Origin of the sequence: Pseudomonas paraveronii (genome assembly GCF_963681955.1) — a bacterium.
Taxonomy (GTDB): Bacteria; Pseudomonadota; Gammaproteobacteria; order Pseudomonadales; family Pseudomonadaceae; genus Aquipseudomonas; species Aquipseudomonas paraveronii.
The window spans coordinates 2799620-2823556 of the sequence record NZ_OY817130.1 but is presented as its reverse complement, the minus strand read 5'-3'; the positions used below and the strand labels follow the sequence as shown (position 1 = coordinate 2823556).

General features: G+C 62.8%; 22 protein-coding genes. 15 read left to right on the top strand and 7 right to left on the bottom strand.

The annotated features are described in order from the left end of the window. Positions 1 to 21: 21 nt before the first annotated feature. From U5A08_RS12860 to U5A08_RS12850, 3 genes are read right to left on the bottom strand one after another with little or no spacing between them, the layout of a single operon-like run. Entirely contained in the window at positions 22 to 792 is a 771-nt protein-coding gene (locus U5A08_RS12860) for a class I SAM-dependent methyltransferase (protein ID WP_253395339.1), read from the bottom strand. Between the two features lie 58 nt (positions 793 to 850). Next, positions 851 to 2155 carry an ATP-binding protein gene (locus tag U5A08_RS12855; RefSeq protein ID WP_253395337.1) on the bottom strand — a complete coding sequence of 435 codons (1305 nt, stop codon included), beginning with the start codon at positions 2153 to 2155 and terminating at the stop codon, positions 851 to 853. Between the two features lie 3 nt (positions 2156 to 2158). Continuing rightward, positions 2159 to 2860: a response regulator gene (locus U5A08_RS12850; RefSeq protein WP_321851804.1), complete on the bottom strand. Its 702-nt coding sequence runs from the start codon at positions 2858 to 2860 to the stop codon at positions 2159 to 2161. Positions 2861 to 3084: 224 nt separating this feature from the next. Between U5A08_RS12850 and U5A08_RS12845 the strand changes: the two genes are divergently transcribed. The 10 genes from U5A08_RS12845 (at position 3085) to U5A08_RS12800 (ending at position 14832) form a co-directional block, all read left to right on the top strand. After that, positions 3085 to 4242, top strand: coding sequence for an efflux RND transporter periplasmic adaptor subunit (locus tag U5A08_RS12845; protein WP_321851802.1), 1158 nt, complete (start codon positions 3085 to 3087; stop codon positions 4240 to 4242). 12 nt (positions 4243 to 4254) lie between these two features. Beyond that, positions 4255 to 7344, top strand: a complete 3090-nt coding sequence (locus tag U5A08_RS12840) for a multidrug efflux RND transporter permease subunit (RefSeq protein WP_321851801.1) — start codon at positions 4255 to 4257, stop codon at positions 7342 to 7344. Positions 7345 to 7396: 52 nt separating this feature from the next. Then, the gene (locus U5A08_RS12835) at positions 7397 to 8038 is read left to right on the top strand and encodes a DUF1345 domain-containing protein (RefSeq protein WP_321851800.1); all 642 of its coding nucleotides are present in this window, start codon (positions 7397 to 7399) and stop codon (positions 8036 to 8038) included. A 74-nt stretch (positions 8039 to 8112) separates the two neighbouring features. After that, positions 8113 to 8952: an AraC family transcriptional regulator gene (locus tag U5A08_RS12830; RefSeq protein ID WP_253395326.1), complete on the top strand. Its 840-nt coding sequence runs from the start codon at positions 8113 to 8115 to the stop codon at positions 8950 to 8952. A 54-nt stretch (positions 8953 to 9006) separates the two neighbouring features. Beyond that, complete coding sequence (locus U5A08_RS12825) at positions 9007 to 9606, top strand: LysE family translocator (protein WP_253395324.1); 600 nt, start codon at positions 9007 to 9009, stop codon at positions 9604 to 9606. A gap of 103 nt (positions 9607 to 9709) precedes the next feature. Then, complete coding sequence (locus tag U5A08_RS12820) at positions 9710 to 10729, top strand: LacI family DNA-binding transcriptional regulator (RefSeq protein WP_253395322.1); 1020 nt, start codon at positions 9710 to 9712, stop codon at positions 10727 to 10729. Between the two features lie 68 nt (positions 10730 to 10797). After that, complete coding sequence (locus U5A08_RS12815; protein WP_253395320.1) at positions 10798 to 11580, top strand: sugar phosphate isomerase/epimerase family protein; 783 nt, start codon at positions 10798 to 10800, stop codon at positions 11578 to 11580. Next, positions 11573 to 12514: a sugar kinase gene (locus U5A08_RS12810; RefSeq protein ID WP_253395318.1), complete on the top strand. Its 942-nt coding sequence runs from the start codon at positions 11573 to 11575 to the stop codon at positions 12512 to 12514. The genes U5A08_RS12815 and U5A08_RS12810 overlap by 8 nt, the downstream gene beginning before the upstream one ends. A gap of 45 nt (positions 12515 to 12559) precedes the next feature. Beyond that, a complete protein-coding gene (locus U5A08_RS12805; protein WP_253395316.1) occupies positions 12560 to 13858 on the top strand; it encodes an MFS transporter in 1299 nt (432 codons plus the stop codon). Beyond that, positions 13855 to 14832 carry a 2-hydroxyacid dehydrogenase gene (locus U5A08_RS12800; RefSeq protein WP_253395314.1) on the top strand — a complete coding sequence of 326 codons (978 nt, stop codon included), beginning with the start codon at positions 13855 to 13857 and terminating at the stop codon, positions 14830 to 14832. Before U5A08_RS12805 ends, U5A08_RS12800 begins: the two co-directional genes overlap by 4 nt. Positions 14833 to 14946: 114 nt before the next feature. Here the strand turns inward: U5A08_RS12800 and U5A08_RS12795 are convergent, their stop codons facing one another. Then, positions 14947 to 16572, bottom strand: a complete 1626-nt coding sequence (locus tag U5A08_RS12795; RefSeq protein ID WP_321851797.1) for a methyl-accepting chemotaxis protein — start codon at positions 16570 to 16572, stop codon at positions 14947 to 14949. A gap of 234 nt (positions 16573 to 16806) precedes the next feature. On the opposite strand from U5A08_RS12795, the gene U5A08_RS12790 reads away from it, so the two are divergent. After that, positions 16807 to 18234, top strand: a complete 1428-nt coding sequence (locus tag U5A08_RS12790) for a nucleobase:cation symporter-2 family protein (RefSeq protein WP_253395310.1) — start codon at positions 16807 to 16809, stop codon at positions 18232 to 18234. Positions 18235 to 18246: 12 nt separating this feature from the next. Continuing rightward, entirely contained in the window at positions 18247 to 18708 is a 462-nt protein-coding gene (locus tag U5A08_RS12785) for an LEA/WHy family protein (RefSeq protein ID WP_247407338.1), read from the top strand. 16 nt (positions 18709 to 18724) lie between these two features. On the opposite strand, the gene U5A08_RS12780 is transcribed toward U5A08_RS12785, so the two are convergent. Continuing rightward, positions 18725 to 19651 carry a carbon-nitrogen hydrolase family protein gene (locus U5A08_RS12780; RefSeq protein WP_253395305.1) on the bottom strand — a complete coding sequence of 309 codons (927 nt, stop codon included), beginning with the start codon at positions 19649 to 19651 and terminating at the stop codon, positions 18725 to 18727. Positions 19652 to 19743: 92 nt separating this feature from the next. Here U5A08_RS12780 and U5A08_RS12775 point away from each other — a divergent pair, with 92 nt between their 5' ends. Then, a complete protein-coding gene (locus U5A08_RS12775) occupies positions 19744 to 20664 on the top strand; it encodes a LysR family transcriptional regulator (RefSeq protein WP_253400383.1) in 921 nt (306 codons plus the stop codon). On the opposite strand, the gene U5A08_RS12770 is transcribed toward U5A08_RS12775, so the two are convergent. Beyond that, positions 20636 to 20890 (bottom strand): hypothetical protein, encoded by a 255-nt coding sequence (locus U5A08_RS12770; RefSeq protein ID WP_017848398.1) that lies wholly within the window; start codon positions 20888 to 20890, stop codon positions 20636 to 20638. The two genes, U5A08_RS12775 and U5A08_RS12770, sit on opposite strands and share 29 nt — an antisense overlap. A gap of 162 nt (positions 20891 to 21052) precedes the next feature. Here U5A08_RS12770 and U5A08_RS12765 point away from each other — a divergent pair, with 162 nt between their 5' ends. Further along, the gene (locus U5A08_RS12765; protein ID WP_253395303.1) at positions 21053 to 21373 is read left to right on the top strand and encodes an ElaB/YgaM/YqjD family protein; all 321 of its coding nucleotides are present in this window, start codon (positions 21053 to 21055) and stop codon (positions 21371 to 21373) included. A gap of 58 nt (positions 21374 to 21431) precedes the next feature. Here U5A08_RS12765 and U5A08_RS12760 read toward each other — a convergent pair whose 3' ends face one another. Next, entirely contained in the window at positions 21432 to 22466 is a 1035-nt protein-coding gene (locus tag U5A08_RS12760) for an Ldh family oxidoreductase (protein ID WP_253395301.1), read from the bottom strand. A 266-nt stretch (positions 22467 to 22732) separates the two neighbouring features. Between U5A08_RS12760 and U5A08_RS12755 the strand changes: the two genes are divergently transcribed. Continuing rightward, positions 22733 to 23728 (top strand): FecR family protein, encoded by a 996-nt coding sequence (locus tag U5A08_RS12755; RefSeq protein WP_321851795.1) that lies wholly within the window; start codon positions 22733 to 22735, stop codon positions 23726 to 23728. Positions 23729 to 23937: the final 209 nt, after the last annotated feature.

The window sequence follows — 23937 nt, the reverse complement described above, 5'->3', positions numbered from 1 at the left end:
TATGATCTGACTTTATGCCTTTTACGTCAGTCGGTGGCAAACGTAGGCCTGGGTCTGATAGGGAAAGGCCACTGTATCGTGGCCTTTCAGCGCCGGGTGAGTGGCGATCAGGTTGCGTAATTGCGCGGTGACCTCGGCTTTTTCAGCGGCGGGCAGTGCCGCGATAAAGCTGACGGAGAGGACGCGATCCATGATCACTTCCTGCGGACTGCCGACATGGTTGTAGGGAAAACACGTCATTTCGGGGGCGGAAAAATACTCGCCGGTGAACGCCTCGCGCCATTTACCGCTGTGAAAGCGCGGTGTATCGCCCTCGTAAGGCGTGATGATCGCGGTGATCGCCGCTACCCAGTCCACCGATTCATCCCGCACATTCCACACCAGGCCCAGACGCCCGTTAGGCTTGAGCACGCGGTGGATTTCCGCGAGCGCGGCCTGGGTGGAGAACCAGTGGAAGGACTGGGCGCAGACCAGCGCATCGGCGCAGGCGGACGCCAGGGGAATGGACTCGGCGGTGCCGTTGACCAGGCGTACATCCGGCAACAGCTTGGCCAACTGCGCAGCCATCGCCTGCACGGGCTCGATGGCAATCAGGCTCGGCGCCAGGGCGTTCAGCAGGCGCGTGAATTTGCCGGTGCCGGCGCCCAGGTCGATCACCGTCGACTGCGCGTCGATGCGCAGTACGTCAGCCAGCCAGCCCGTGAGTTGCCGTGGATAGTTCGGTCGGCCCTGGGCGTAAGTGACGGCCTGGGTCGAAAACCCCTGTTGCGCAGACGTGTGAACACCGGACATTGCCAATCTCTCCTCGGGTAAAGCGGGGGCACAGTGTGCGCCTTCCCACCCGGTTTTTCTAATCAGTCACACTGGGCAACCACACGCGAAACCGTGCGCCGCCGAGCGGTGAAGCCTGCGCGGTCAAGGTGCCGCCCTGGGCTTCGAGGGCACGTCGGCTGATCGCCAGGCCCAGGCCAAACCCGCCGGTGGAGCGGTCGCGGCTGCGGTCCAGGCGATAGAACGGCTCGAAGATGCGTTCGCGCTGCTCCAGCGGAATACCGATGCCATCATCGTCCACGCAGATTTCACAACCCTTGGGGCACACCTTGACCCCCACCTGGATGCGTTTGTCGCAGTAGCGCGTGGCATTGCGCAGCAGGTTTTGCAGGGCACGGGCGGTCAGGCGCGGGTCGAGGCTGAAGCGCTCGACGCTGCAGTCGAGCACCACGTCGATGACAATCTCGGGGTTCTCCAGCTCGTCATCGACGCTGCCCAGCACGCTGTCGATAAACTCATCGAGCACCACCTCGACCCGCTCCGGCAGTTGCGAAGGGTTTTGCAGACGGCTGTAGGACAGCAGTTCCAGCACCAGCTCATCCAGCTCACGGATATGCGCCACCAGGCTTTGCAGGCGCTCACGGCTGGCCTGGGGCAGGTCTTCGGACAGCGCCAGGGCCAGGCCGAAATCCAGGCGCGTCAGCGGGGTGCGCAGTTCGTGGGAGACTGCGTTGAGCAAGTCACGCTGCTGATTCAGCAGGTGTTCGATGTCGTCGGCCATGGTGTCGAACACCGTCGCCAGGCTACCGATGTTGGAACTCGGCGGAATGCGCGTGCGTTCGCAAAAATTACCCTTGCCCAACTGCGTGGCGGTGCTTTTCAGGCGCTCCAGGTCGCGCCAGTGCGGGCGCAGCCATACCAGCAGGCAGGCCAGCAGCGCGGCACCGATCAGTACGTTCATCGACCAGTACAGCAGGTTCATGTCCAACGGGTCCGGCGGGATCGTCAGCTTGACCGCGAACTGCGGGTTGATCGGCGCACTGACCTCGGCCATCCACCCCCACTCGCCCAGGCGGATCACCGGCTTGCCTTGGGCCAGCAGTTGCTCTTCTTCGGGGGTGTAACGGGCGTCCTGGTGCAGCAGCAGTTCAACCTTGAGCGGCGCGAAGTCGCGGCCCAGTTGCTCGGTGACCTGGGACCAGCGCTCCACCGGCGCCCGCTGGTATTGCTTGACGATGAGTGTCTGCAGGCCGCGGGACTGTTCGATGTTGTAGTCCACATAGCGGTGCTCGAACACCTGGATCACCAGCGTGGGAATCAGGTAGATCGCCGCACTGTAGGTGACGATCGTGATCAGATAGAGACGCAGCAGCACACGAAACATGGTTCAGCATTCCCACTCGGATCGGCTGAACAGATAGCCTTTGCCCCACACCGTCTTGATCTTGCGCGCCTCGCCGGCGTGGTCGTCGAACTTGCGCCGCAGTTTGGAGATAGCCACGTCCACCGAGCGGTCGGTGCCGTTGAACTCGATCCCGCGCAGGCGTTGCAGGATCTGGTCGCGGCTGAGCACTTCACCGGCATGCCGCGCCAGCACCACCAGCAGGTTGTATTCACCGCTGGACAACTCCACCGCCTGCTCGCGCCAGGTCACGGTGCGTTCCGACAGGTCGATGCACAGGTTGCCGATGACGACCTGGTCGTTGGCCACCTGCGGTTCGGACAAGCTGCGGCGGCGCAACAGCGTGCGTACCCGGGCCAGCAGCACGCGGGGCTCGCAGGGTTTGGTGACGTAATCGTCGGCGCCCATTTCCAGGCCCAGCACCTGGTCGTGGCTGTCGTCGCGGGCAGTCAGCATCAGGATCGGCAGGCCCGCCGAGTCGGCACGCAGCAAGCGGCACACTTGCAGACCGTCGAGGCCGGGCAGCATCAGGTCGAGGATCACCAGATCCGGCGGGTTGAGCCGCGCGCGTTCGCGGACATGGTCGCCCCGGCTGAGCACGCTGACGTGATAGCCATTGCGCTCCAGGTAGCTGGCAATCAGCTCGGAGAGTGCGGCGTCGTCTTCGACCAGGAGGATGTTGGGCATGGTGTTTCCAAATAATGCGGTTATGGGTCTTACACAAATCCCCTGTGGGAGGGAGCAAGCCCCTGCCCCATTTGATCTTCAGTGTTTGCAAGGTCGTGCAAGGATATACGCCCGCAGCCGAACATGGGCCGCGCCTTACATTTCTTCACAGACGACCTACACAGCTTCACAGCACCACGGCGCAGGTGCCATTAGGATGCGCCAGTCAATATTGGGATAAGAGCATGTCGAAGAATCTGTTTGCGCCGTTTTGCCTGCTGGCCCTGACACTCGCCCTGAGTGCGTGTGACCAGTCGTCCGCCGAGGCGCCGGAAATGCCCCTGGCCAACGTGCGCATCGAAACCCTTGCGGCCAAACCCCTGTCCATCAGCAGCGAACTCAGCGGGCGCATCGCCGCGCCGCGCATTGCCGAAGTGCGGGCGCGGGTCGCCGGCGTGGTGATGCAGCAGGTGTTCAAGGAAGGCCGTGACGTGAAACAGGGCGACGTGCTGTTTCGCATTGACCCTGCGCCGTTCAAGGCCGATCTGGACAGCGCCCTGGCCAACCTGAGCAAGGCCGAGGCCAATGCGTTCCAGGCGCGCCTGCAAGAACAGCGCTACAGCCAGTTGGTCGAAGGCAACGCCATCAGCGGCCAGGACTACGACAACGCCCGCGCCGCCCTGCGCCAGACCAACGCCGAGGTCGCCGCGAACAAGGCCGCCGTCGAACGGGCCAGATTGAACCTGGGCTACGCCACCGTCACCGCGCCGATTTCCGGGCGCATCGGGCGTGCGCTGGTGACCGAAGGCGCGCTGGTCGGCCAGAACGAGGCCACGCCGCTGGCGATCATCCAGCAACTGGACCCGATCCACGCCGACCTGACCCAGTCCACCCGTGAACTGAACGACCTGCGCCGCGCCTTCCGCGCCGGCAGCTTGAAGCAGGTCGGCCAGGACCAGGCCAAGGCCACGCTGATCCAGGACGATGGCAGCCTGTATCCGCTGCCGGGCAAATTGCTCTTCGCCGAGATCAGCGTCGACCCCGGCACCGGGCAAATCATCCTGCGCAGCGAGTTCCCCAACCCGGACCTCGACCTGCTGCCCGGCAGTTTTGTGCGCGTGCGCCTGGAACAGGCGGTCGACAAACAAGGTATCAGCGTGCCGCAACGCGCGATCACCCGTGACAGCGCCGGCATCCCGATGGTGCTGTTGTTGGACGCCGAACAGGTGGTGAGCCTGCAACCGGTAGAGCTGGGCGCGGTGATCGATGATCGCTGGGTCGTCAGCAGCGGCCTCAAGGCCGGTGACCGTATCGTCGTCGAGGGCGTGCAACACGCACGTCCCGGTGAAAAAGTCCTGGTGGATGACAGCCCGACGCCGCCCGCCCAGGCTTCCGGCCAATAAGGATCATTGACAATGCCGCAGTTCTTTATTGACCGCCCGATCTTCGCCTGGGTGGTCGCCCTGTTTATCCTGCTGGCCGGCGCCCTCGCGATCCCGCAGTTGCCGGTGGCGCAGTACCCCAACGTCGCGCCGCCGAAAGTCGAAATCTACGCGGTGTACCCCGGCGCCTCGGCGCAGACCCTGGATGAAAGCGTGGTCAGCCTGATCGAGCAGGAGCTCAACGGCGCCGATCACCTGCTGTATTTCGAATCCCAGAGCAGCCTCGGCTCGGCCACCATCACCGCGACCTTCCAGCCGGGCACGAACCCGGAAATGGCCCAGGTCGATGTGCAGAACCGCCTCAAGGCCGTGGAGCCGCGCTTGCCCCAGGCGGTGACCCAGCAGGGTTTGCAGGTGGAGAAAGTCTCCGCCGGCTTCCTGCTGCTGGTGACCCTGACCTCCAGCGACGGCAAGCTCGATGACGTAGCGCTCAGCGATTACCTGGCGCGCAACGTGATGAACGAGCTCAAGCGCCTCGACGGTGTAGGCAAGGCCCAGCTGTATGGCGCCGAGCGGGCCATGCGCGTCTGGATCGACCCGCAGAAGCTGATCGGTTTCAACTTGACCCCGGCCGACGTGAATGCCGCGATCAGCGCGCAGAACGCCCAGGTGTCGGCCGGCAGCATCGGCGATCTGCCGGGCACCAAGACCCAGGAAATCACCGCGGCGATCCTGGTCAAGGGCCAGTTGTCGACCCCGGCGGAATTCGCCGACATCGTGCTCAAGGCCAACCCCGACGGCTCCACCGTGCGCATCGGCGATGTGGCGCGGGTGGAAATCGGCAGCCAGGAATACCAGTTCTCCACGCGCCTGAACGGCAAGCCGTCCACCGCCGTCAGCGTCCAGCTGGCGCCGGGCGCCAACGCGCTGAACACCGCGAACCTGGTGCGGGCGAAGATGGATGAGCTGTCGCGCTACTTCCCGGCCAATGTCGAATACAAGATCCCGTATGACACCTCGCCATTCGTCAAAGTCTCGATCACCAAGGTGGTCTACACCTTGCTCGAGGCGATGGCGCTGGTGTTCGCGGTGATGTTCCTGTTCCTGCAGAACGTGCGCTACACGCTGATCCCGACCCTGGTGGTGCCGATTGCGTTGATGGGCTCCTTCGCCACCATGCTGTTGCTGGGGTTCTCGATCAACGTGCTGACCATGTTCGGCATGGTGCTGGCCATCGGTATCCTGGTGGACGATGCGATTGTGGTGGTGGAGAACGTCGAGCGGATCATGGTCACCGAGGGCCTGTCGCCCAAAGAAGCCACACGCAAGGCCATGGGCCAGATCACCGGGGCCATCGTTGGCATTACGTTGGTGCTGGTCGCGGTGTTTCTGCCGATGGCGTTCATGCCAGGCTCGGTGGGGGTGATCTACCAGCAGTTTTCGCTGTCGATGGCCACCTCGATCCTGTTCTCGGCGTTCCTCGCCCTGACCTTGACCCCGGCACTTTGCGCGACCCTGCTCAAGCCGATCGCCAAGGATGACCACCACACCAAGGGCGGGTTCTTCGGCTGGTTCAATCGGCGTTTTGAACGGTTCACCGACCGCTACGAAGGCTGGGTGGCGTATGCCCTCAAGCGCAGCGGCCGTTACCTGGTGATCTACCTGGTGCTGCTGGTCGGCCTGGGGTTGATGTTCAGTCGCCTGCCCTCCTCGTTCCTGCCGGTGGAAGACCAGGGTTACACCATCACCGATATCCAACTGCCGCCGGGCGCGAGCAAGAACCGCACGGTGCAGGTGGCCGAGCAGATCGAAGCGCACAACGCCGAGGAGCCTGGGGTCGGCGACACCACCATGATCATGGGCTTCAGCTTCTCCGGCTCCGGGCAGAACGCGGCGCTGGCGTTCACCACGCTCAAGGACTGGTCGCAACGCAGCAGCGAGGATTCGGCCGCCGAGATTGCCGACCGTGCCAACATGGCGTTCAGCGAACTGAAGGACGCGATTGCCTACGCGATCCTGCCCCCGCCGGTGGACGGCCTCGGCACCAGCAGCGGTTTCGAGTTCCGCTTGCAGGACCGTGGCGGCGTCGGCCATGCGGCGTTGATGGCGGCGCGCAGCGAACTGCTGGCGGCCGCCGAAAAAAGCCCGATCCTGGCCAACGTGCGCGAAAGCGCCCTGGCCGAAGCGCCGCAAGTGCAACTGCAGGTCGACCGCAAGCAAGCCAACGCGCTGGGCGTGTCCTTTGCCGATGTGGGCAATGTGCTGTCCTCGGCCATCGGTTCGGCCTACATCAACGACTTCCCCAACCAGGGCCGCATGCAGCGCGTGGTGGTGCAAGCCGAAGGCGACCAACGCAGCCAGGTCGCAGACCTGATGAAGATCAACGTGCGCAACAACGCCGGCAAGATGGTGCCGTTGTCCGCATTCGTGGAAGCCAAGTGGACTCAGGGTCCTTCGCAGTTGACCCGTTACAACGGCTACCCGGCCATCGCCATTTCCGGTGAAGCGGCACCGGGACACAGCACGGGCGAGGCGATGGAAGAAATCCAGCGCCTGGTCAGCCAACTGCCGGCGGGCCTGGGCCAGGAATGGACTGGCCTGTCGTTGCAGGAGCGCCTGTCCGGTGCCCAGGCGCCATTGCTGCTGGGCCTGTCGCTGCTGATCGTGTTCCTGTGCCTGGCCGCCCTGTATGAAAGCTGGTCGATCCCGACGTCGGTGCTGCTGGTGGTGCCGTTGGGCGTGCTCGGCGCGGTGTTGGCCGTGACCTTGCGCGGCATGCCCAACGATGTGTTCTTCAAGGTCGGGCTGATCACCATCATCGGCCTGTCCGCGAAGAACGCGATCCTGATCATCGAGTTCGCCAAGGACCTGTACGACCAGGGCGAAGACTTGCTCGACGCCACCGTGAAGGCCGCCCGGCTGCGCTTGCGGCCGATCATCATGACCTCGCTGGCGTTCATCCTCGGCGTGGTGCCCCTGGCGATTGCCACCGGTGCCAGCTCGGCGAGCCAGCAAGCGATTGGTACGGGCGTGATCGGCGGGATGATCACCGCAACGCTGGCGGTGCTGTTTGTACCGGTGTTCTTTGTGGTCGTCATGAAGTTGGTGCGCAAGCGTCCATAACCCGCGAAAAAATGCGCTATGGTGCTCACAACCGCCCTTGTTGTGAGCCCCCATGCCCTTCCTCGCCCGCACCCACCCTCGCCTCTCTTGCGCCGCCGTCCTGGGCCTTGCCGTTGGCATCCTGGTACCCGCCGATACACTCGCGAGCAAAGTCCTGATCGGCTGGAATGCCGGCGTCTGGATCTACCTGGTGCTGATGCTGTGGCTGACCATCCGCGCCAAGGCCGAAGATGTCAAACGCATCGCCGAGATCGAGGATGAGAACGCCGGCCTGGTGCTGTTCATGGTGTGCATCGCGGCCATCGCCAGCCTGGCCACCATCACCTTCGAACTGGTCGGCAGCAAGGACCTGAGCACCGCCGAGCGCCTGTTGCACTACGGCTTTACCGGCCTGACGATCATCGGTTCATGGTTGTTGATCGGGGTGATCTTCAGCGTTCACTACGCCCGGCTCTATTACACCTGGGCCGGCAAAGAGCCGGCGCTGCGCTTTGCCGAGGGGCTGTTGACCCCCAACTATTGGGACTTTCTGTACTTTTCCTTCACCATCGGCGTCGCCGTACAAACAGCAGACGTAGGCGTTGCCACCCGCGCCATGCGCAAGGTAGTGCTGGGGCAATCGCTGATCGGGTTTCTGTTCAACACGGCGATCCTCGGTTTCTCGATCAATATTGCGGCGGGATTGTTCAGTTGACGCTGCACAAACCTTCTAGACGCCCACGCATCAGTGGGCGCTAATAGCATCGTCTCTTCCGCCTCGGTGTTGTGATGGCCGCGCACAATTGGATCGATCTGTCCCAGGACGCCGACACCGGCATCGAAACCCTGCGCGCGCATTTCGAGGGCCATGCCTACGATCCCCACTGGCACGACAGCTACCTGATCGGCGTAACCGAACAAGGCGTACAGCAATTCAACTGCCGCCGCACGCGCCACAACAGCGTGCCCGGCCAGGTGTTCCTGGTGGAACCCGGCGAGCTGCATGACGGCGACGCGCCCACGGCGGACGGTTTTACCTACCACATGCTCTACCTCGACCCGCAGTGGTTGGCGCGGGAAGTGAGCGCGGTATTCGAAGAGGCTCCGGTCAACAGCCAGCTGAGCTTTGCCACGACCTTGACCAGCGACCCACGCCTGGCCCTCGCCACCAGCCAGGCCTTTCGCACCCTGCACAGCGGTGAGTTGCGCATCGTGCGGCAACGGGCCATGGACCAATTGCTCGAACGCCTCACCGGCCAGCTCCACTGGCGCACCCGTTACCGTGACGACCCACGCCTGCCGCTGGTCGCCCATAAGGCGCGGGAATACCTGCATGCCCACCTGCATCACGATGTGGGCATGGATGCCCTGGCGCTGGCCTGCGGTGTCGACCGCTTCCGCCTGACCCGTGCGTTCAGGAGCGCGTTTGGCCTGCCGCCCCATGCTTATCTGGTGCAACTGCGCCTGGCCCGCGCCCGGCACTTGCTGGCCAAGGGCGAACAACCGGCCGATGTGGCGATCACCCTGGGCTTTGCCGACCAGAGCCACCTGGGCCGCTGGTTCGTGCGCGCTTATGGCCTGACGCCGGCCGCCTACCGCAAGCGCTGCTCAAATCTTCCAGACAGGTGATACGCGGGCTTGTGAAGATCGACGCCATCGATGGGTCTGTCGGAGTCGTCCACCATGCTGTCCACGCTACTGCCTTTCATGCTGTTTGCCTTCGTCGCCTCAATCACCCCCGGCCCGACCAATATTCTGGTACTGAGTAACAGCGCACGCTTCGGTTTCAGGGCCACGCTGCCAATCATCCTGGGCGCCTGCGCCGGTGCTGCGCTGCTCGTGCTGGTGGTGGGGTCGGGGTTTGGCCGGTCCTTGGTGCAGCTACCCAAGGTCCAAACCGCCATGCAATGGATCGGCATCGCCTGGCTGAATTACCTGGCCTGGCAGATTTTCAGCGCCCCCGCCCAAGCCATCGAAGCGGATACACGCCAAAAGCCCCTGAGCCTGATCGGCGCCGCCAGCCTGCAATTGATCAACCCGAAAAGCTGGATGATGGCACTGGCGGTAGTCAGCGTTTTTGCCGGCAATGGTGCGGAGCGCCAGAGCCAGGTGGTCTACCTGTCCCTGGCATTTTTTCTGATCTCGCTCCCTTGCCTGGGCACCTGGGCACTGTTGGGTGCCGGAACCGCACAGATGTTGCGTTCGACCAATACCATGCAGCGTTTCAACCGCGGCATGGCTTTGCTGCTGTTGGCGGCGGCCTGGGTAAGCGTATTGGTCTGAACGCACCAGTCATCTGGCTTTGTCCTACAACTTCTTGACGACTTTCGTACTTTAGTGGTTTCCTGAAACCGGTTTCAGTCATTCCAATAAAAATAGAAGGTCGATGACCGTGAACAGTTTCTCTGCCGCCCAGCGCAGCCGCGTGACCATGCTTGACGTCGCCCAGCGCGCTGGCGTGTCCAAAGCCAGCGTGTCGCGCTTTATCGGCGACGACCGCGCCCTGCTCTCCGACGCCATCGCGCTGCGCATCGAGCAGGCCATCGATCAACTCGGCTACCGCCCCAACCAGATGGCCCGTGGTTTGAAACGCGGCCGCACGCGTCTGATCGGCATGCTGGTGGCCGATATCCGCAACCCCTATTCCATTGCCGTGATGCACGGCGTCGAAACCGCCTGCCGCCAGCACGGCTACAGCCTGGTGGTGTGCAACACCGACCGCGATGACGAGCAGGAGCGCCAGCATCTGGCGGCGCTGCGCTCGTACAACATCGAAGGGCTGATCGTGAACACCCTCGGCCACCACCTCGAACAACTGCTGGAGCTGCAACGGGAAATGCCCCTGGTGCTGGTGGACCGCAAGGTCGCGCCGTTGCACAGCGACCTGGTGGGTTTGGATAACCCGGCTGCGGTGCGCATGGCGGTGGAACACCTGGAGCAACAGGGCTACCGCGACGTGTTGCTGGTCAGCGAGGCCACCGACGGCACCAGCTCGCGCCTGGAGCGTCTTGACAGTTTCATGGCCGAAATTGCCCGCCGCCCGGCGTTGAGCGGCGCGGTGCTGGAACTGGATGACGCGCTGGAAAACCGCCTGCGCACCTTTCTCGCCAAACCCGGACCTAAAGCGTTGTTCTGCGCCAACGGCATCGCCGCACTGGCCTGCACCCGCGCGCTCAAGACCTTGGGCTGCAACCTGTTCGAGGACGTTGGCCTGATCGCCCTGGATGACCTGGACTGGTACCCGCTGGTGGGCACCGGCATCACCGCCCTCGCCCAGCCGACTCAGGCGATTGGCGCCAGTGCCTTCGACTGTCTGCTCAAACGGCTGCGCGGTGACAGGGCGCCGACGCGCACCCTGGACTTCCTGCCCGAGCTGATCATCCGAGGCTCGACAAACCCCGTGTAGTTGCCGGCTTGCTGGCGCTTAGCGTGAATAACACAAAAAAATGAAACCGGTTTCAGAGGGACACAACAATGCATGAATACCCCGTCTCCATCAGCCTTTCCAGCTACGGCGCCGACCTCGTGCGCCAGCAGGGCCAATTGAGTTTTGTCGCGCTGCTGGCGGCTGCCGGTGCCCGGCGCATCGAGTGGCGCGAGGAACTGCTGACTATTGAGCAACCCGCGCAACTGGCCCAGGCGGCTGCCGAGCAGGGCCTGGAGTGCGTGTTCTCATCCCCGTTGGAACTGTGGGTCGCCGGCCGCGCCCAGCCGAATGCCGAGCTCGCCGCCACCCTTGACCGCGCCCAGGCTTTTGGTGCGCGCTGGCTGAAAGTCTCCCTCGGCTACTTCACCGACACCAACGACCTGCAAAGCCTGCACGCCCTGCTCAGCCGCCACCCGGTCAAGTTGCTGGTGGAAAACGACCAGACCCTGCACGGCGGCCGCATCGAACCGCTGCAGCGCTTCTTCAGCGAAGTCGAGCGCCTTGGCCTGCCGGTCAAGATGACCTTCGACATCGGCAACTGGCACTGGCAGGACCAATCCGCCCTCACCGCCGCGCGCCTGCTCGGCCGACATGTCGACTACCTGCATTGCAAGGCTGTGACCCGTCGCGCGGACGGCAAGCTGGTGGCACTGCCGCCCGGCGCCACCGACCTGCATCTGTGGGAACAACTGCTGGGCCACATGACTCAAGGTATTACCCGGGCGGTGGAATTCCCGCTGCAAGGCGACGACCTGGTCGAAGTCACCGCCCAGCAGGTCGCCACCCTCGCCCTGCTTGGCCAACCCCGTGCGGAGTACGCCCATGTCTGAGATCGATATCCTGTCGTTCGGTGAAACCATGGCGATGTTTGTCGCCGAACAGACCGGCGACCTGGCCCAGGTTGGCCACTTCCACAAACGCATCGCCGGGGCCGACAGCAATGTCGCCATTGGCCTGTCGCGCCTGGGTTTCAACGTCGCCTGGCTGAGCCGGGTGGGTAACGATTCCCTGGGCCGCTTTGTGCTCGACACGCTCAAACAACAAGGCCTGGATTGCCGGCACGTGGCGGTCGACCCGCTGCATCCCACCGGTTTTCAGCTCAAGTCCCGCGAAGAAACCGGCGCTGATCCCCAGGTCGAGTACTTCCGCAAGGGCTCGGCGGCCAGCCACTTGTCCACTGCGGCCATCAGCCCGGCGCTGCTGGGCGCCCGTCACCTGCACGCCACCGGCATTCCGCCGGCCTTGTCCGAGGCCACGCGTGAGTTGTCCCGCGAGCTGATGACGCAAATGCGCAAGGCCGGGCGCAGCGTGTCGTTCGATCCGAACCTGCGCCCGGCGCTGTGGGCCAGCCAGCCGCAGATGATCCGCGAAATCAACGCCCTCGCAGGCTTGGCCGATTGGGTCTTGCCAGGCTTGAGCGAAGGTCGGCTACTCAGCGGTTTCGACGACCCGGCGGATATCGCCGCGTTTTACCTGGACCAGGGCGCCGAAGCGGTGGCCATCAAGCTCGGCCCGGAAGGCGCGTATTACCGCACCCAAATGGACCAGGGCTTTGTCGCCGCCGTGCGCGTGGACAAGGTGGTCGACACCGTCGGCGCCGGTGATGGCTTTGCCGTCGGCATGATCAGCGCCCTGCTCGAAAACCTCAGCTTCCGCGAGGCGGTACACCGCGGCAACTGGATCGGCAGCCGTGCCGTGCAGAGCCGCGGCGATATGGAAGGCTTACCCACACGTGCGGAGCTGCCGACCCGATCCGTTGCTTGACCCACTCCCTGTTGCCACAACTACAACAAGCTCAGGAGCAACCCCATGGATACCTTTAAACTCGCCACCCGCCGTTGGTGGTACATCATGCCCATCGTCTTTATCACCTACAGCCTGGCGTACCTGGACCGCGCCAACTACGGTTTCGCCGCCGCCTCCGGGATGGCCGAAGACTTGATGATCACGCCGGGCATGTCGTCCTTGCTCGGCGCCCTGTTTTTCCTCGGCTACTTCTTCTTCCAGGTGCCGGGGGCGATCTACGCGCAAAAGCGCAGCGTGAAGCAGTTGATTTTCGTCAGCCTGATCCTCTGGGGCGGCCTGGCCACCCTGACGGGCGTGGTGTCCAACGCTTACATGCTGATCGCCATTCGGTTCACGCTCGGCGTGGTCGAAGCCGCAGTGATGCCGGCGATGCTGGTGTACCTGTGCCACTGGTTCACCCGTGCCGAACGCTCGCGGGCCAACACGTTCCTGATCCTCGGCAACCCGGTGACCATGCTGTGGATGTCGGTGGTGTCTGGCTATCTGGTGCAGCATTTCAGCTGGCGCTGGATGTTCATCGTCGAAGGCTTGCCGGCGGTGCTGTGGGCGTTTATCTGGTGGCGCCTGGCCGATGAGCGGCCCAAGGATGCCAAGTGGCTGAACGACAGCGAAAAGCGCGCACTGGAAACCGCCCTCGCCGCCGAACAGGTGGGGATCAAAGCGGTGAAGAACTACGCCGAAGCGTTTCGCTCGCCCAAGGTCATCATCCTCGCGCTGCAGTTCTTCTGCTGGAGCATCGGCGTGTACGGGTTTGTGCTGTGGTTGCCGTCGATCCTCAAGGCCGGGCTGCAGATGAACATGGTCGAGGCCGGCTGGTTGTCGGCGCTGCCGTACCTGGCGGCGGTGATCGGCATGCTGGTGGTGTCGTGGGGGTCGGACAAGCTGCAAAAGCGTAAGCGGTTTGTGTGGCCGCCGTTGCTGATCGCCTCCATCGCTTTCTATGCGTCTTACGTGCTCGGCGCCGAACACTTCTGGTGGTCCTACACGCTGCTGGTGATTGCCGGGGCGTGCATGTATGCGCCCTATGGGCCGTTTTTCGCGATTGTCCCGGAAATCCTGCCGGCCAACGTCGCCGGCGGCGCCATGGCATTGATCAACAGCATGGGCGCGCTCGGCTCGTTCGGCGGCTCGTACCTGGTGGGTTACCTCAATAGCAGCACCGGTTCACCCGGCGCCTCTTACCTGCTGATGAGCGGCGCGTTGATGTTCTCGGTGGTGCTGACGATTTTCCTCAAGCCCGGCGCCAGCGACCGTGAGCGCGCGCCGTTGCATACCCTCGAATTAAAGGTGAAGACCGGATGAAAAAGTCTGTCGTGTTGTACAAAAAACTCTCCGCGCCGCTGATGGCTCGTCTGCATGCGCGCGCCGAGGTCACGCTGATCGACGCGCTCGACGCACCCGGCCTGGCCAAGCTGCGCGACGCCCTCCCCGGCGCCCACGGTTTGCTCGGTGCGAGCCTGCGCCTGGACGCCACCCTGCTGGACCTGGCACCGCAGTTGGAGGCGGTGGCCAGCGTGTCCGTCGGCGTCGACAACTACGACGTCGAGTACCTGACCCGGCGCGGCATCCTGCTCAGCAACACACCCGATGTGCTGACCGAAACCACCGCCGACACCGGCTTCGCGCTGATCCTCGCCACCGCGCGCCGGGTGGTCGAACTGGCCGATATGGTGCGTGCCGGCCAGTGGAATAAAAATATCGGCCCGGCGCACTTCGGCAGCGATGTGCATGGCAAGACCCTGGGCATCATCGGCATGGGCCGCATTGGTGAAGCACTGGCCCAGCGCGGGCATTTTGGCTTTGGCATGCCGGTGCTCTACCACAGCCACTCGCCCAAGCCGCAGGTGGAAAAACGCTTCGGCGCGCAGTACCGCAGCCTGAAAGACTTGCTGCAACAAGCGGACTTCGTCTGCCTGACACTGCCGCTCACCGCCGAAACCGAGCAGTTGATCGGTGCTGAAGAATTCGCGCTGATGGGGCCGCAGACGATCTTTATCAATATCTCACGCGGCAAAGTGGTGGATGAGGCCGCGCTGATCGAAGCCTTGCAGCAACACACGATTCGCGCGGCGGGGCTGGATGTGTTCGAGCGCGAACCGCTGCCCCACGATTCGCCGTTGCTGCGTTTGAACAATGTGGTGGCAACGCCGCATATCGGCTCGGCGACCCATGAAACGCGCGAAGCGATGGCCGAGTGCGCGGTGGATAATCTGCTCGCGGCGCTAGCGGGTCAGAAGCCGAAAAACCTGGTCAATCCAGGCGCCTGGGCGCAATAGCGCAAATGTGGGAGGGGGCTTGCCCGCGATTGCGGTGGGTCAGCTTTAAATGCGCTGACTGTCACACCGCTATCGCGGGCAAGCCCACTCCCACATTTTTTAGCGCATTTCAGGTCAGATAACGAACCTGGCCACCATCGCGTTCAAATCCACCGCCAGGCGCGACAGCTCATGGCTGGCCGCGCTGGTCTGGTTGGCGCCGGCCGCCGACTGGGTCGCCAGGTCGCGGATGTTGACCAGATTGCGGTCCACTTCACGCGACACCTGGGCCTGCTCCTCCGACGCGCTGGCGATCACCAGGTTGCGCTCGTTGATCAGGCTGATCGACTGGGTGATCTGCTCCAGTGCCACGCCGGCCGCACGGGCCAGTTCCAGGGTGTTATGGGTCCGCTGATTACTCTGTTGCATCGATTGCACGGCTTCACCGGTGCCGTTCTGGATACCGGCGACCATTTTCTCGATTTCCTGGGTCGACTGCGCGGTGCGATGGGCCAGCGCCCGCACCTCGTCCGCCACCACCGCGAAGCCGCGCCCGGCTTCACCGGCTCGGGCGGCTTCGATCGCAGCGTTGAGCGCCAGCAGGTTGGTTTGCTCGGCAATCGCCCGGATCACGTCGAGGACCTTGCCGATGTCCCGACCCTGGGTGGCCAGGCCTTCGATCAGCAGCGAGGTGTTTTGCACATCCTGGGTCATGGTCTGGATCGCGCCGACGGTCTCGACCACGCGGTCACGGCCTTCCCGGGCCGCTTGGTTGGACTGGGTGGAGGCTTCGGAGGTGGACACCGCGTTACGCGCCACCTCTTCCACGGCGGCGGTCATCTCATTGACGGCGGTGGCTGCCTGGTCGATTTCATTATTTTGTTGCTGCAAGCCTTTGGAGGCTTCTTCGGTGACTGCGCTCAACTCTTCCGCGGCCGAGGCCAATTGCGTGGCCGAACCGGCGATGTGCTGGATGGTCTGGCGCAGGTTGGTTTGCATGGTCGACAACGCGCTGATCAGCCGCGCCGGTTCATCCTTGCCATCATCTTCAATGACTTTGCTCAGGTTGCCGCTGGCAATGGTTTCCGCCACCTCCACAGCTTTGCGCAGCGGCGTGACGATGCTGCGGGTCAGCAACCAGGCCAACAGCACCGTGAGCAAGGCGGCGGCCACCGCGACGACGACGATGCCGGTGATCGCGCTGTCGTAGCTCTGGCCCGCCTGGTCGCTGGCTTGCTTGGCGCCGGCGGAATTGATGGCGATCAGCTTGTTCAACTGCTCGCCCATCTGATCGGTGCCGTTCTTGATCCGGGTATTGATCAAGTCGCGCATCTCATCGACCTTGTTTTGCTGGGACAGGGCCAGCATCTCGGCCTGGGCCGTCAGGTAGTTGTCCAAGGTGCCGACAAACGTCTTGTACAGGGCCGCTTCCTCAGGCACGGAAGGTAACGCTGAATAACCGGCCTGGGCGGCTCTGACCTTGTCGATCAGTGCAGCGATGCGCGTTTGCGCCTCTTGCAAAGCGGCCGGTTCACGGTTGACCAGCACGCGAAACGACAAGATACGCATGCGCAAGACGTTTTCCGTGAGATTGCCCAAGTAGGCCACGCTGGGCAGTTGGTTGCTGCTCATATCCACCGACGCCTGACGGATCAGCGTCATGCGATTGACTGCAAACACGCCCAATACCACCACCAACAACGCAATGAATGCGAAGCCAAGAGAAGCTCGAGGAGCAATATTCAGATGACGAAGAGACATAGAGGTATTCTCAAGAAGGAGTGTCTGCGCGCATCCGTGCAGCGGAATGATCAGTTGGCGTCAACACGCCACTCTGACCTTGGTCACCACTTGTTGTCATTGTTGGGTGGGCCTATAGACGATATCGGCAGGGCCAGCGGTTTTAGCAGGGCTTCCATAAATATTTTTTTACACTTCTGACGATCACCGGTTTCTGGCATCCTGCGTCTCCATTTTCTGACCCGAGCCCGCACTTTGTCTGACGCTCAAGCCCCGCGCCCGCGCTATAAATCCGACCTGATCTATGGCCTGGAAGACCGCCCGCATTTCACTGCGGCTATATTTGCCGCCTTGCAGCATGTGTTGGCGAGTTTCGTCGGCATCATCACCCCTACCTTGATCGTCGGCGGTGTGCTGGGCCTGGAAAGCGAAGTGCCGTACCTGGTGAGCATGGCATTGTTCGTGTCCGGGCTCGGCACCTTCGTGCAGGCGCGCACGTTCGGCCCGATCGGCTCGGGCCTGTTGTGCCTGCAGGGCACCAGTTTTTCGTTTATCAGCGTGATTCTCAGTGCCGGGTTCATGGTCAAGGCCCGGGGCGGCGGCACCGATGAGATTCTCTCGACGATTTTCGGCATCTGCTTTTTTGCGGCGTTTATCGAAGTCGTCTTCAGCCAGTTCATTGGCAAATTGCGCAAGCTGATCACCCCGGTGGTGACCGGCACCATCATTACCCTGATGGGGTTGTCGCTGATCAAGGTGGCAGTCACCGACATGGCCGGCGGCTTTGGCTCCAACGACCTCGGCGCCGCAAGCAATATGGGCCTGGCCGCGCTGGTGCTGCTGACCATCGTGATACTTAACCGCTTCAGCAACCCGTTCCTGCGCCTGGGTTCGATCGTGATCGGCCTGACCCTGGGTTTCGTCGTGGCCTGGTGGCTGGGCCGTGTGGATATGGCGGCCTTGCCCCACGTGCCGTTGATCAGCGTACCGGTGCCGTTCAAGTATGGGTTCTCATTCGACTGGGTGGCGTTTATCCCGGTGGCAGTGATCTTCCTGATTTCGCCCCTGGAAGCCGCCGGTGATCTGACGGCCAATTCGATGATTTCCCAACAACCGGTCAAGGGCCCGCTGTACATCAAGCGCATCAAGTCCGGCCTGCTGGCCGACGGCCTCAACTCGGCGATGGCCGCGACCTTCAACAGCCTGCCGATGGTGACGTTTGCCCAGAACAACGGTGTGATCCAACTGACCGGCGTGGCCAGCCGCTATGTGGCGTACTTCATTGCCGGCCTGCTGGTGCTGCTGGGGCTGTTCCCGATGATCGGCGCGGTGCTGCAACTGATGCCCAAGCCGGTATTGGGCGGCGCGACGCTGATCATGTTCGGCACCGTCGCCGTGGCCGGGATCAAGATCCTCGCCGAAGCCGGCCTGCACCGCCGCAATATGCTGATCGTGGCGATCTCCCTGGGCATGGGCCTGGGTGTCGCCGCCGTGCCGGAAGTGTTGCGCGACCTGCCCAAGGCGCTGCACAACATCTTCGAGTCGCCGATCACCGTGGGCGCGTTCTGTGCAATCCTGCTGAACATTTTCCTGCCGGAAGAGTTCTTAGCGCTGGAAGAAGATGAATTTGATCCGGAGTCCTCTACCCTCAAAGTGATGCAGGACCCGGACGTCACGCACTAGGAGCACCTTTGTATGCGCAAGCTCATGGTTCTATCGATACTGCTGCTGACCTTGAGCGCTTGCGCCCTGTTCCCCAACCGCGACCCGGTCAATATCAACGTGGTGGGCATCGAACCGCTGCAAAGCCAGGACCTGGAAGTGCGCTTCGCGGTGAAACTGCGGGTGCAGAACCCCAATGAAACGGCGATCGACTACAACGGCGTGGCCCTGGATCTGGAGGTCAATGGCCGGCCGCTGGCGTCGGGGGTGAGTGATCAGCACGGAAGCATCCCACGCTTTTCCGAGGCCATTCTGACGGTGCCGGTCAGCGTTTCAGCATTTTCCGTGTTGCGGCAAACCCTCGGCCTGAGCCAGACCCAGAGCTTGAACAACCTGCCCTACGTCCTGCGCGGAAAATTGGCCGGTGGACTGTTCGGCACCCTGCGCTTTGTGGATCGGGGGACGTTGGATCTGCCGAACACCGCTAGCTGGTAGACCTCAGGCCATGTGATCAGTCGGTCATGAAGCGCACGCCCGGTTTGGCCCGCTCATCCACGCTCAACTCGAAAATATCCGGCCGAGCGTAATGCCCCACCACGTCATAGTCATACCGTGCGCGCACCAGATCGTCGGTATTGATCTGCGCGGTCAAGAGCCCGGCTTCGCCCAGCAGCGGCCCGGCCAGGATGTCGCCCATGGGACCGACAATCACACTGCCGCCCGCAATCAACGGGCGGTCTGAAGGCCAGTTGGCCACCTCAACGCCCAGCGCAGCGGGCGACGCCTGTACCTGGCACGCACTGACCACAAAACAGCGACCCTCGTGGGCAATGTGGCGCATGCTCACCTGCCACATCTCGCGTTCATCCACCGTGGGCGCACACCACACCTGCACACCCTTGGCGTACATCGCCGTGCGCAGCAGGGGCATCATGTTTTCCCAGCACACCGCGCCGCCGATGCGCCCGACCGCCGCGTCGACCACCGGTAATGTGGAGCCATCGCCCTTGCCCCAGATCAGCCGTTCGGTGCCGGTGGGCATCAGCTTGCGGTGCTTGGCCACCAGGCCGTCCGCCGGTTCGAAATACAGCATGGTGCAATACAACGTGCTGCCACTGCGCTCGATCACGCCCAGGACCAGGCTGGCACCGGTGCGCGCCGACAAACCGGCCAACGCTTCGGTTTCGGCGCCGGGCACGTCGATGGCGTTGGCAAAATATCGCGCAAAGGCTTCGCGGCCTTCGGGCAGGCGATAACCGAGTTGCGTGCCGAAGCCTTCGCCTTTGGGATAACCGCCCAGCAGCGCCTCGGGCATCACCACCAATTGCGCGCCACTGCGCAGGATCGGATCTTCATAGGCCAGGATTTGCGCCAGGGTATCGGCCTTGCCGCCGGGCAAGGAACCGATTTGCAAAGCCGCCACAGTAGAAACAGGCATCAGGATCACTCCGAACAATGAGGGGTTGCCCATTCTCCGGCCAGCCCGGATCATGAATAAAGCCCACCCCAGTGCTGAATGATATGAGCCAGATAAATATCACCCAAGTCGACCTCAACCTGCTGAAAACCTTCGAAGCCCTGCACGACGAATCCAGCGCCAGCCGCGCGGCGTTGCGCCTGGGCGTGACCCAATCGGCGATCAGTGCGGGCCTGCGGCGCTTGCGCGAGGTGTATGGCGACCAACTGTTCGTGCGCACCGGCCGCGGCCTGGCGCCGACCTTGCGGGCCAATCAGTTGAAGCCGGTGATCAGTGAGGCGCTGGACCGCTGTCGGCAGAGCCTGGCGATGACCCACCCGGACACCCAGCACTATCAGGGACGCTCCGTGGTGCTGGGCTTATCCGACGATTTCGAGATTGCCTACGGCCGCCGCCTGATGGAGGAAATTGCCCAGCGCATGCCGAAATTGCGCGTAATTTTCCGTCAGACCCACAGCCAGATCGTCGCCGCCGCCCTGCTCGACCGCAGCCTCGACCTGGCGATTACCGCCGGAGGCTTTGCCGAACGCCGGTTGAGCCGGCAGGTGTTGGGGGAAGGTGATTACCGCTGCCTGGTCGACCCGCACAGCCTGGCGCCAGGCCAGCAAGGCATCGACCTGCAAGCGTTCGTTACCCGCGAGCATGTGCTGGTGTCATCCGGCGGGTTTATCGGGATTACCGATGAAGGGTTGGCAGCACAAGGGCTGAGCCGCCAGGTGTGCGCCTCCACCAGCCACTTCGCTGCGCTGCCGTTTCTGCTCAAGGGCAGCCAGGCGGTGGCGACCATTCCCGGGCACGCCGCCGAAGCCATCGCACGCATGACGGGCTTGCAGGTGCTGCCTTGCCCGTTGGCGCTGCCGCGCTACCCGGTGGAACTGGGCTGGCGCACCCAGGCTCAACTTGATCCGATGTTGCTGAAAGTCCGCGAAGCGATTGTCGCCAGCTTTACTTCGCCGCTGCCATCAGCTTGTTGACTTCGCTGCGCACCATATTGGAGAACTCCGGCGGCGACATGCCGTCGAGTTCCGCGCGGACCCATTCGGCCCACTTGCCCTTGCGCTTGGCGCGCTCGCCGAACAGGCGCGCGGCTTCGCCCTTGGCCTTGCCCAGGTTGCTTTGCCAGAGGTCATAGAGACGGGACTTTTCATCTTCCAGCTCGGCGCGTTCGGCGAGGGTCTTGTTGGCGAGATTGAAGCTCATGTTGAATTTCCTGCTGCACAAATAGGTGACATCTTACACTGTAGGTCTACGTTTCCTGATTCGGATTTCGCATACCCACAGCGGCCAGCAAAAAACTGCAACTTTTGCCGCCGCCCGACACTCCATTGTTCACTGTCACATTTACCTGCAAGGAGTCACCCAATGGCCCGTAAATCTGCCGCCCAAGTCGTCGAAGATCAAATCAAGGATCAAGCGTTCAGCGAACTGACTGCGCTGATCGAAGAGTCAGACAAACTGCTCAAAAGCAGCGCTTCCCTGGTGGGCGAAGAAGGTGAAACCTTGCGCGAGCAGGTCGCGATCAAGCTCAAGCAAGCCCTCGATTCGGTGTCCCATGTGCGCGAGCGCAGCAAGCCGGTGGTGGATGCCACCGAAACCTACATCGGTGGTCACCCGTGGCAGACCGTGGCGATTTCCGCAGGCTTTGGCCTGGTGGTCGGCCTGCTGCTCGGTCGTCGCAACTAATACTGTGCACCTTGCGTAGCCGCTGCCGCGCCCTGGCGAGGCTGCGGCTACGTGGTTTTCAGACGGCCCACTCACGCAACTGATTCAATGCGTGCGCATCCACTTCAATGCCTGCCTCCAACGACTTCGCCCGCGTGCGATGACGTCGATCCCCCGGCAACCGCCGCAACCCCGCCGCGTGCATCTGCCGCACCAGTTCCTGGCTGCGCTCGGCGAAGTTTTGCCCGGCGGTTTTGCTCGGGTCGATCAGAATCAACAGTTGGCCGGTCCACGGCGTGCGCGCCCCCGGGTGATCGGCCCAGTTGAACTCAAACGAGAAGTTGCCGCCGGTCAAGGCTGCAGCCAGTAACTCGACCATCATCGACAACGCCGAGCCTTTGTGCCCGCCGAACGGCAACAACGCACCGCCTTCGAGGATGGCCTTGGGGTCCTGGGTCGGCTGGCCGAGGCTGTCCACGCCCATGCCCGGCGGCAGACGTTCGCCCTTGCGCGCGGCGATCTGCACGTCGCCATGGGCAATGGCGCTGGTGGCTAGGTCGAAGACAATGGGCGCGCCGTCCGCGCGTGGTGCGGCAAACGCGATCGGGTTGGTGCCAAACAACGGGCGATCAGCGCCATGGGGCACCACGCAGGTCATGCTGTTGACCACGCTCAGCGCTACCAGGCCTTGCTCGGCGAAGGGTTCGACATCCGGCCACAACGCGGCGAAGTGATGGGAATTGTGAATCGCCAACAGCGCAATACCGGCGCTGCGGGCCTTGTCCACCAGCAGGGCTCGGGCCGCGGCCAGCGCCGGTTGGGCGAAGCCGTTCGCGGCATCGACCCGCACAAAGCCGGAAGCGACATCCGTGACCACCGGCGTGGCCTTGCCGTCGACCCAGCCGCTGTCCAGCGTGCTGACATAACCGGGAATCCGAAAGATGCCATGGCTATGAGCGCCGTCGCGCTCGGCGCTGGCGCAATTGTGCGCGAGGATCTGCGCCACTTCCGGCGACGTGCCGTGTTTCACAAACACCGCGTGCAGCAACCCCACCAGCTCGTTAAAACCGATAAACGCTGAAGAACTATCCACTATCGGGGACTGGGCAGACATCTGTAGCTCCGATTTTGTAATTGGAAGAGACAACTAGAATCCAGACCAACGATTAAACAACGCCTCCCGTGCCTGCTGTCAACGGGCGCTTGAGCTATCTGCTGCCTTGCGCGCTTCGCCGCCCATTACCGTGGGCCGCGACTCCGTCACCGAGCCGTTTTAGGCGTGTCCAACGAGAATAACGCTCAATTGATGTGCAATCGCCATCATCGCTGTTCTCGCCATCTGCCTCGGGAGGTTAGAATGTGGGAAATCAGGATGAATTAATGACCGAAAAGTCTGTTTCAGAAGCCGAATATGACGCCATCACCGACGCCGCCGCGGATTGGTGCATGCGCCTGCATGCAAGTGATTGCACGGCGGACGAACGACAGGCCTTTCAACGGTGGCACGATGCTCATCCGCTGCATGCTTTCGAGTACGCCGCGATGCTGGAAATCTGGGACGTTGCCGGTCACTTGCCACGCCACGCCCCTGCCCCCGTTTTAGTGCCGCTCAAACCGCGCAGCCGGTTGCGTACTTATGCCGTGGCAGCCTCGGTGTGCCTGGTGGCCCTGCCCCTGGCGGCGTTCACCGGCTGGGAAGCGGGGTGGTTGCCAAGTGCCTATGAACGGTTCGAAACCCGCAATGGTTTGCGCCAAGTCACGCTGGACGACGGCAGCCAGCTAGAGCTCAACCTGGGCACCGAACTGGTCTACGCCAATTACAGGGACCAGCGCAGGGTCACGCTGAGCAAGGGCGAGGCGTTTTTCAAGATCAGTCATGACAGCACCCATCCATTTGTCGTCAGGGCCGGTGAGGGACAGGTACGAGTAACCGGCACCCAATTCAACGTGTGGAAATACGAAGACCAGGTACGGGTGATGTTGCTCGAAGGCTCGGTGCAGATTTCCAGCGACCCGGCACACAGCAGCGTGCCACTGACCCAGGGCATGCAAGCCAGCTATCAACAGGGCGATACCACCCCGCGTGTGCGCTCGATCAACCTCGGCGACAGCGCCCTCGCCTGGCGCCAGGGTAAATTGGTCCTGGATAACCTGGCCCTGGCCGATGCGTTACCACTGATCAACCGCTACCTGAACAAGCCCGTGATGCTGGCCGATACCGACACCGGGACGATTCGTATCGACGGCACCTACAACATCAGCGAGGTCAACAACCTCGTGCCCTCCTTGCCCAAGGTTTTGCCGGTCTACCTGACCCAGAACCAGGATGGCAATCCCGTCCTCAACTCCATCCCACGTAGAGCGCCCAAGGGCTGAGCCTGTTGCCAGCATCCGTGGGTTTGCTTGCGCCTGCTGTGTCCATTTTTGAAACAGCTCTCTGTCCTGAACGACCCGGCCTGCGCGGATTCATCGTTTTGTCACACACAGTGTTACATCACTGATACAGGCTCCCGAACTCACCGCCTGCGGGCCAGGTATATCGGGAATTGCCGGCCGGCGTCGGCAGGTTGTATCAACGCTGAAAC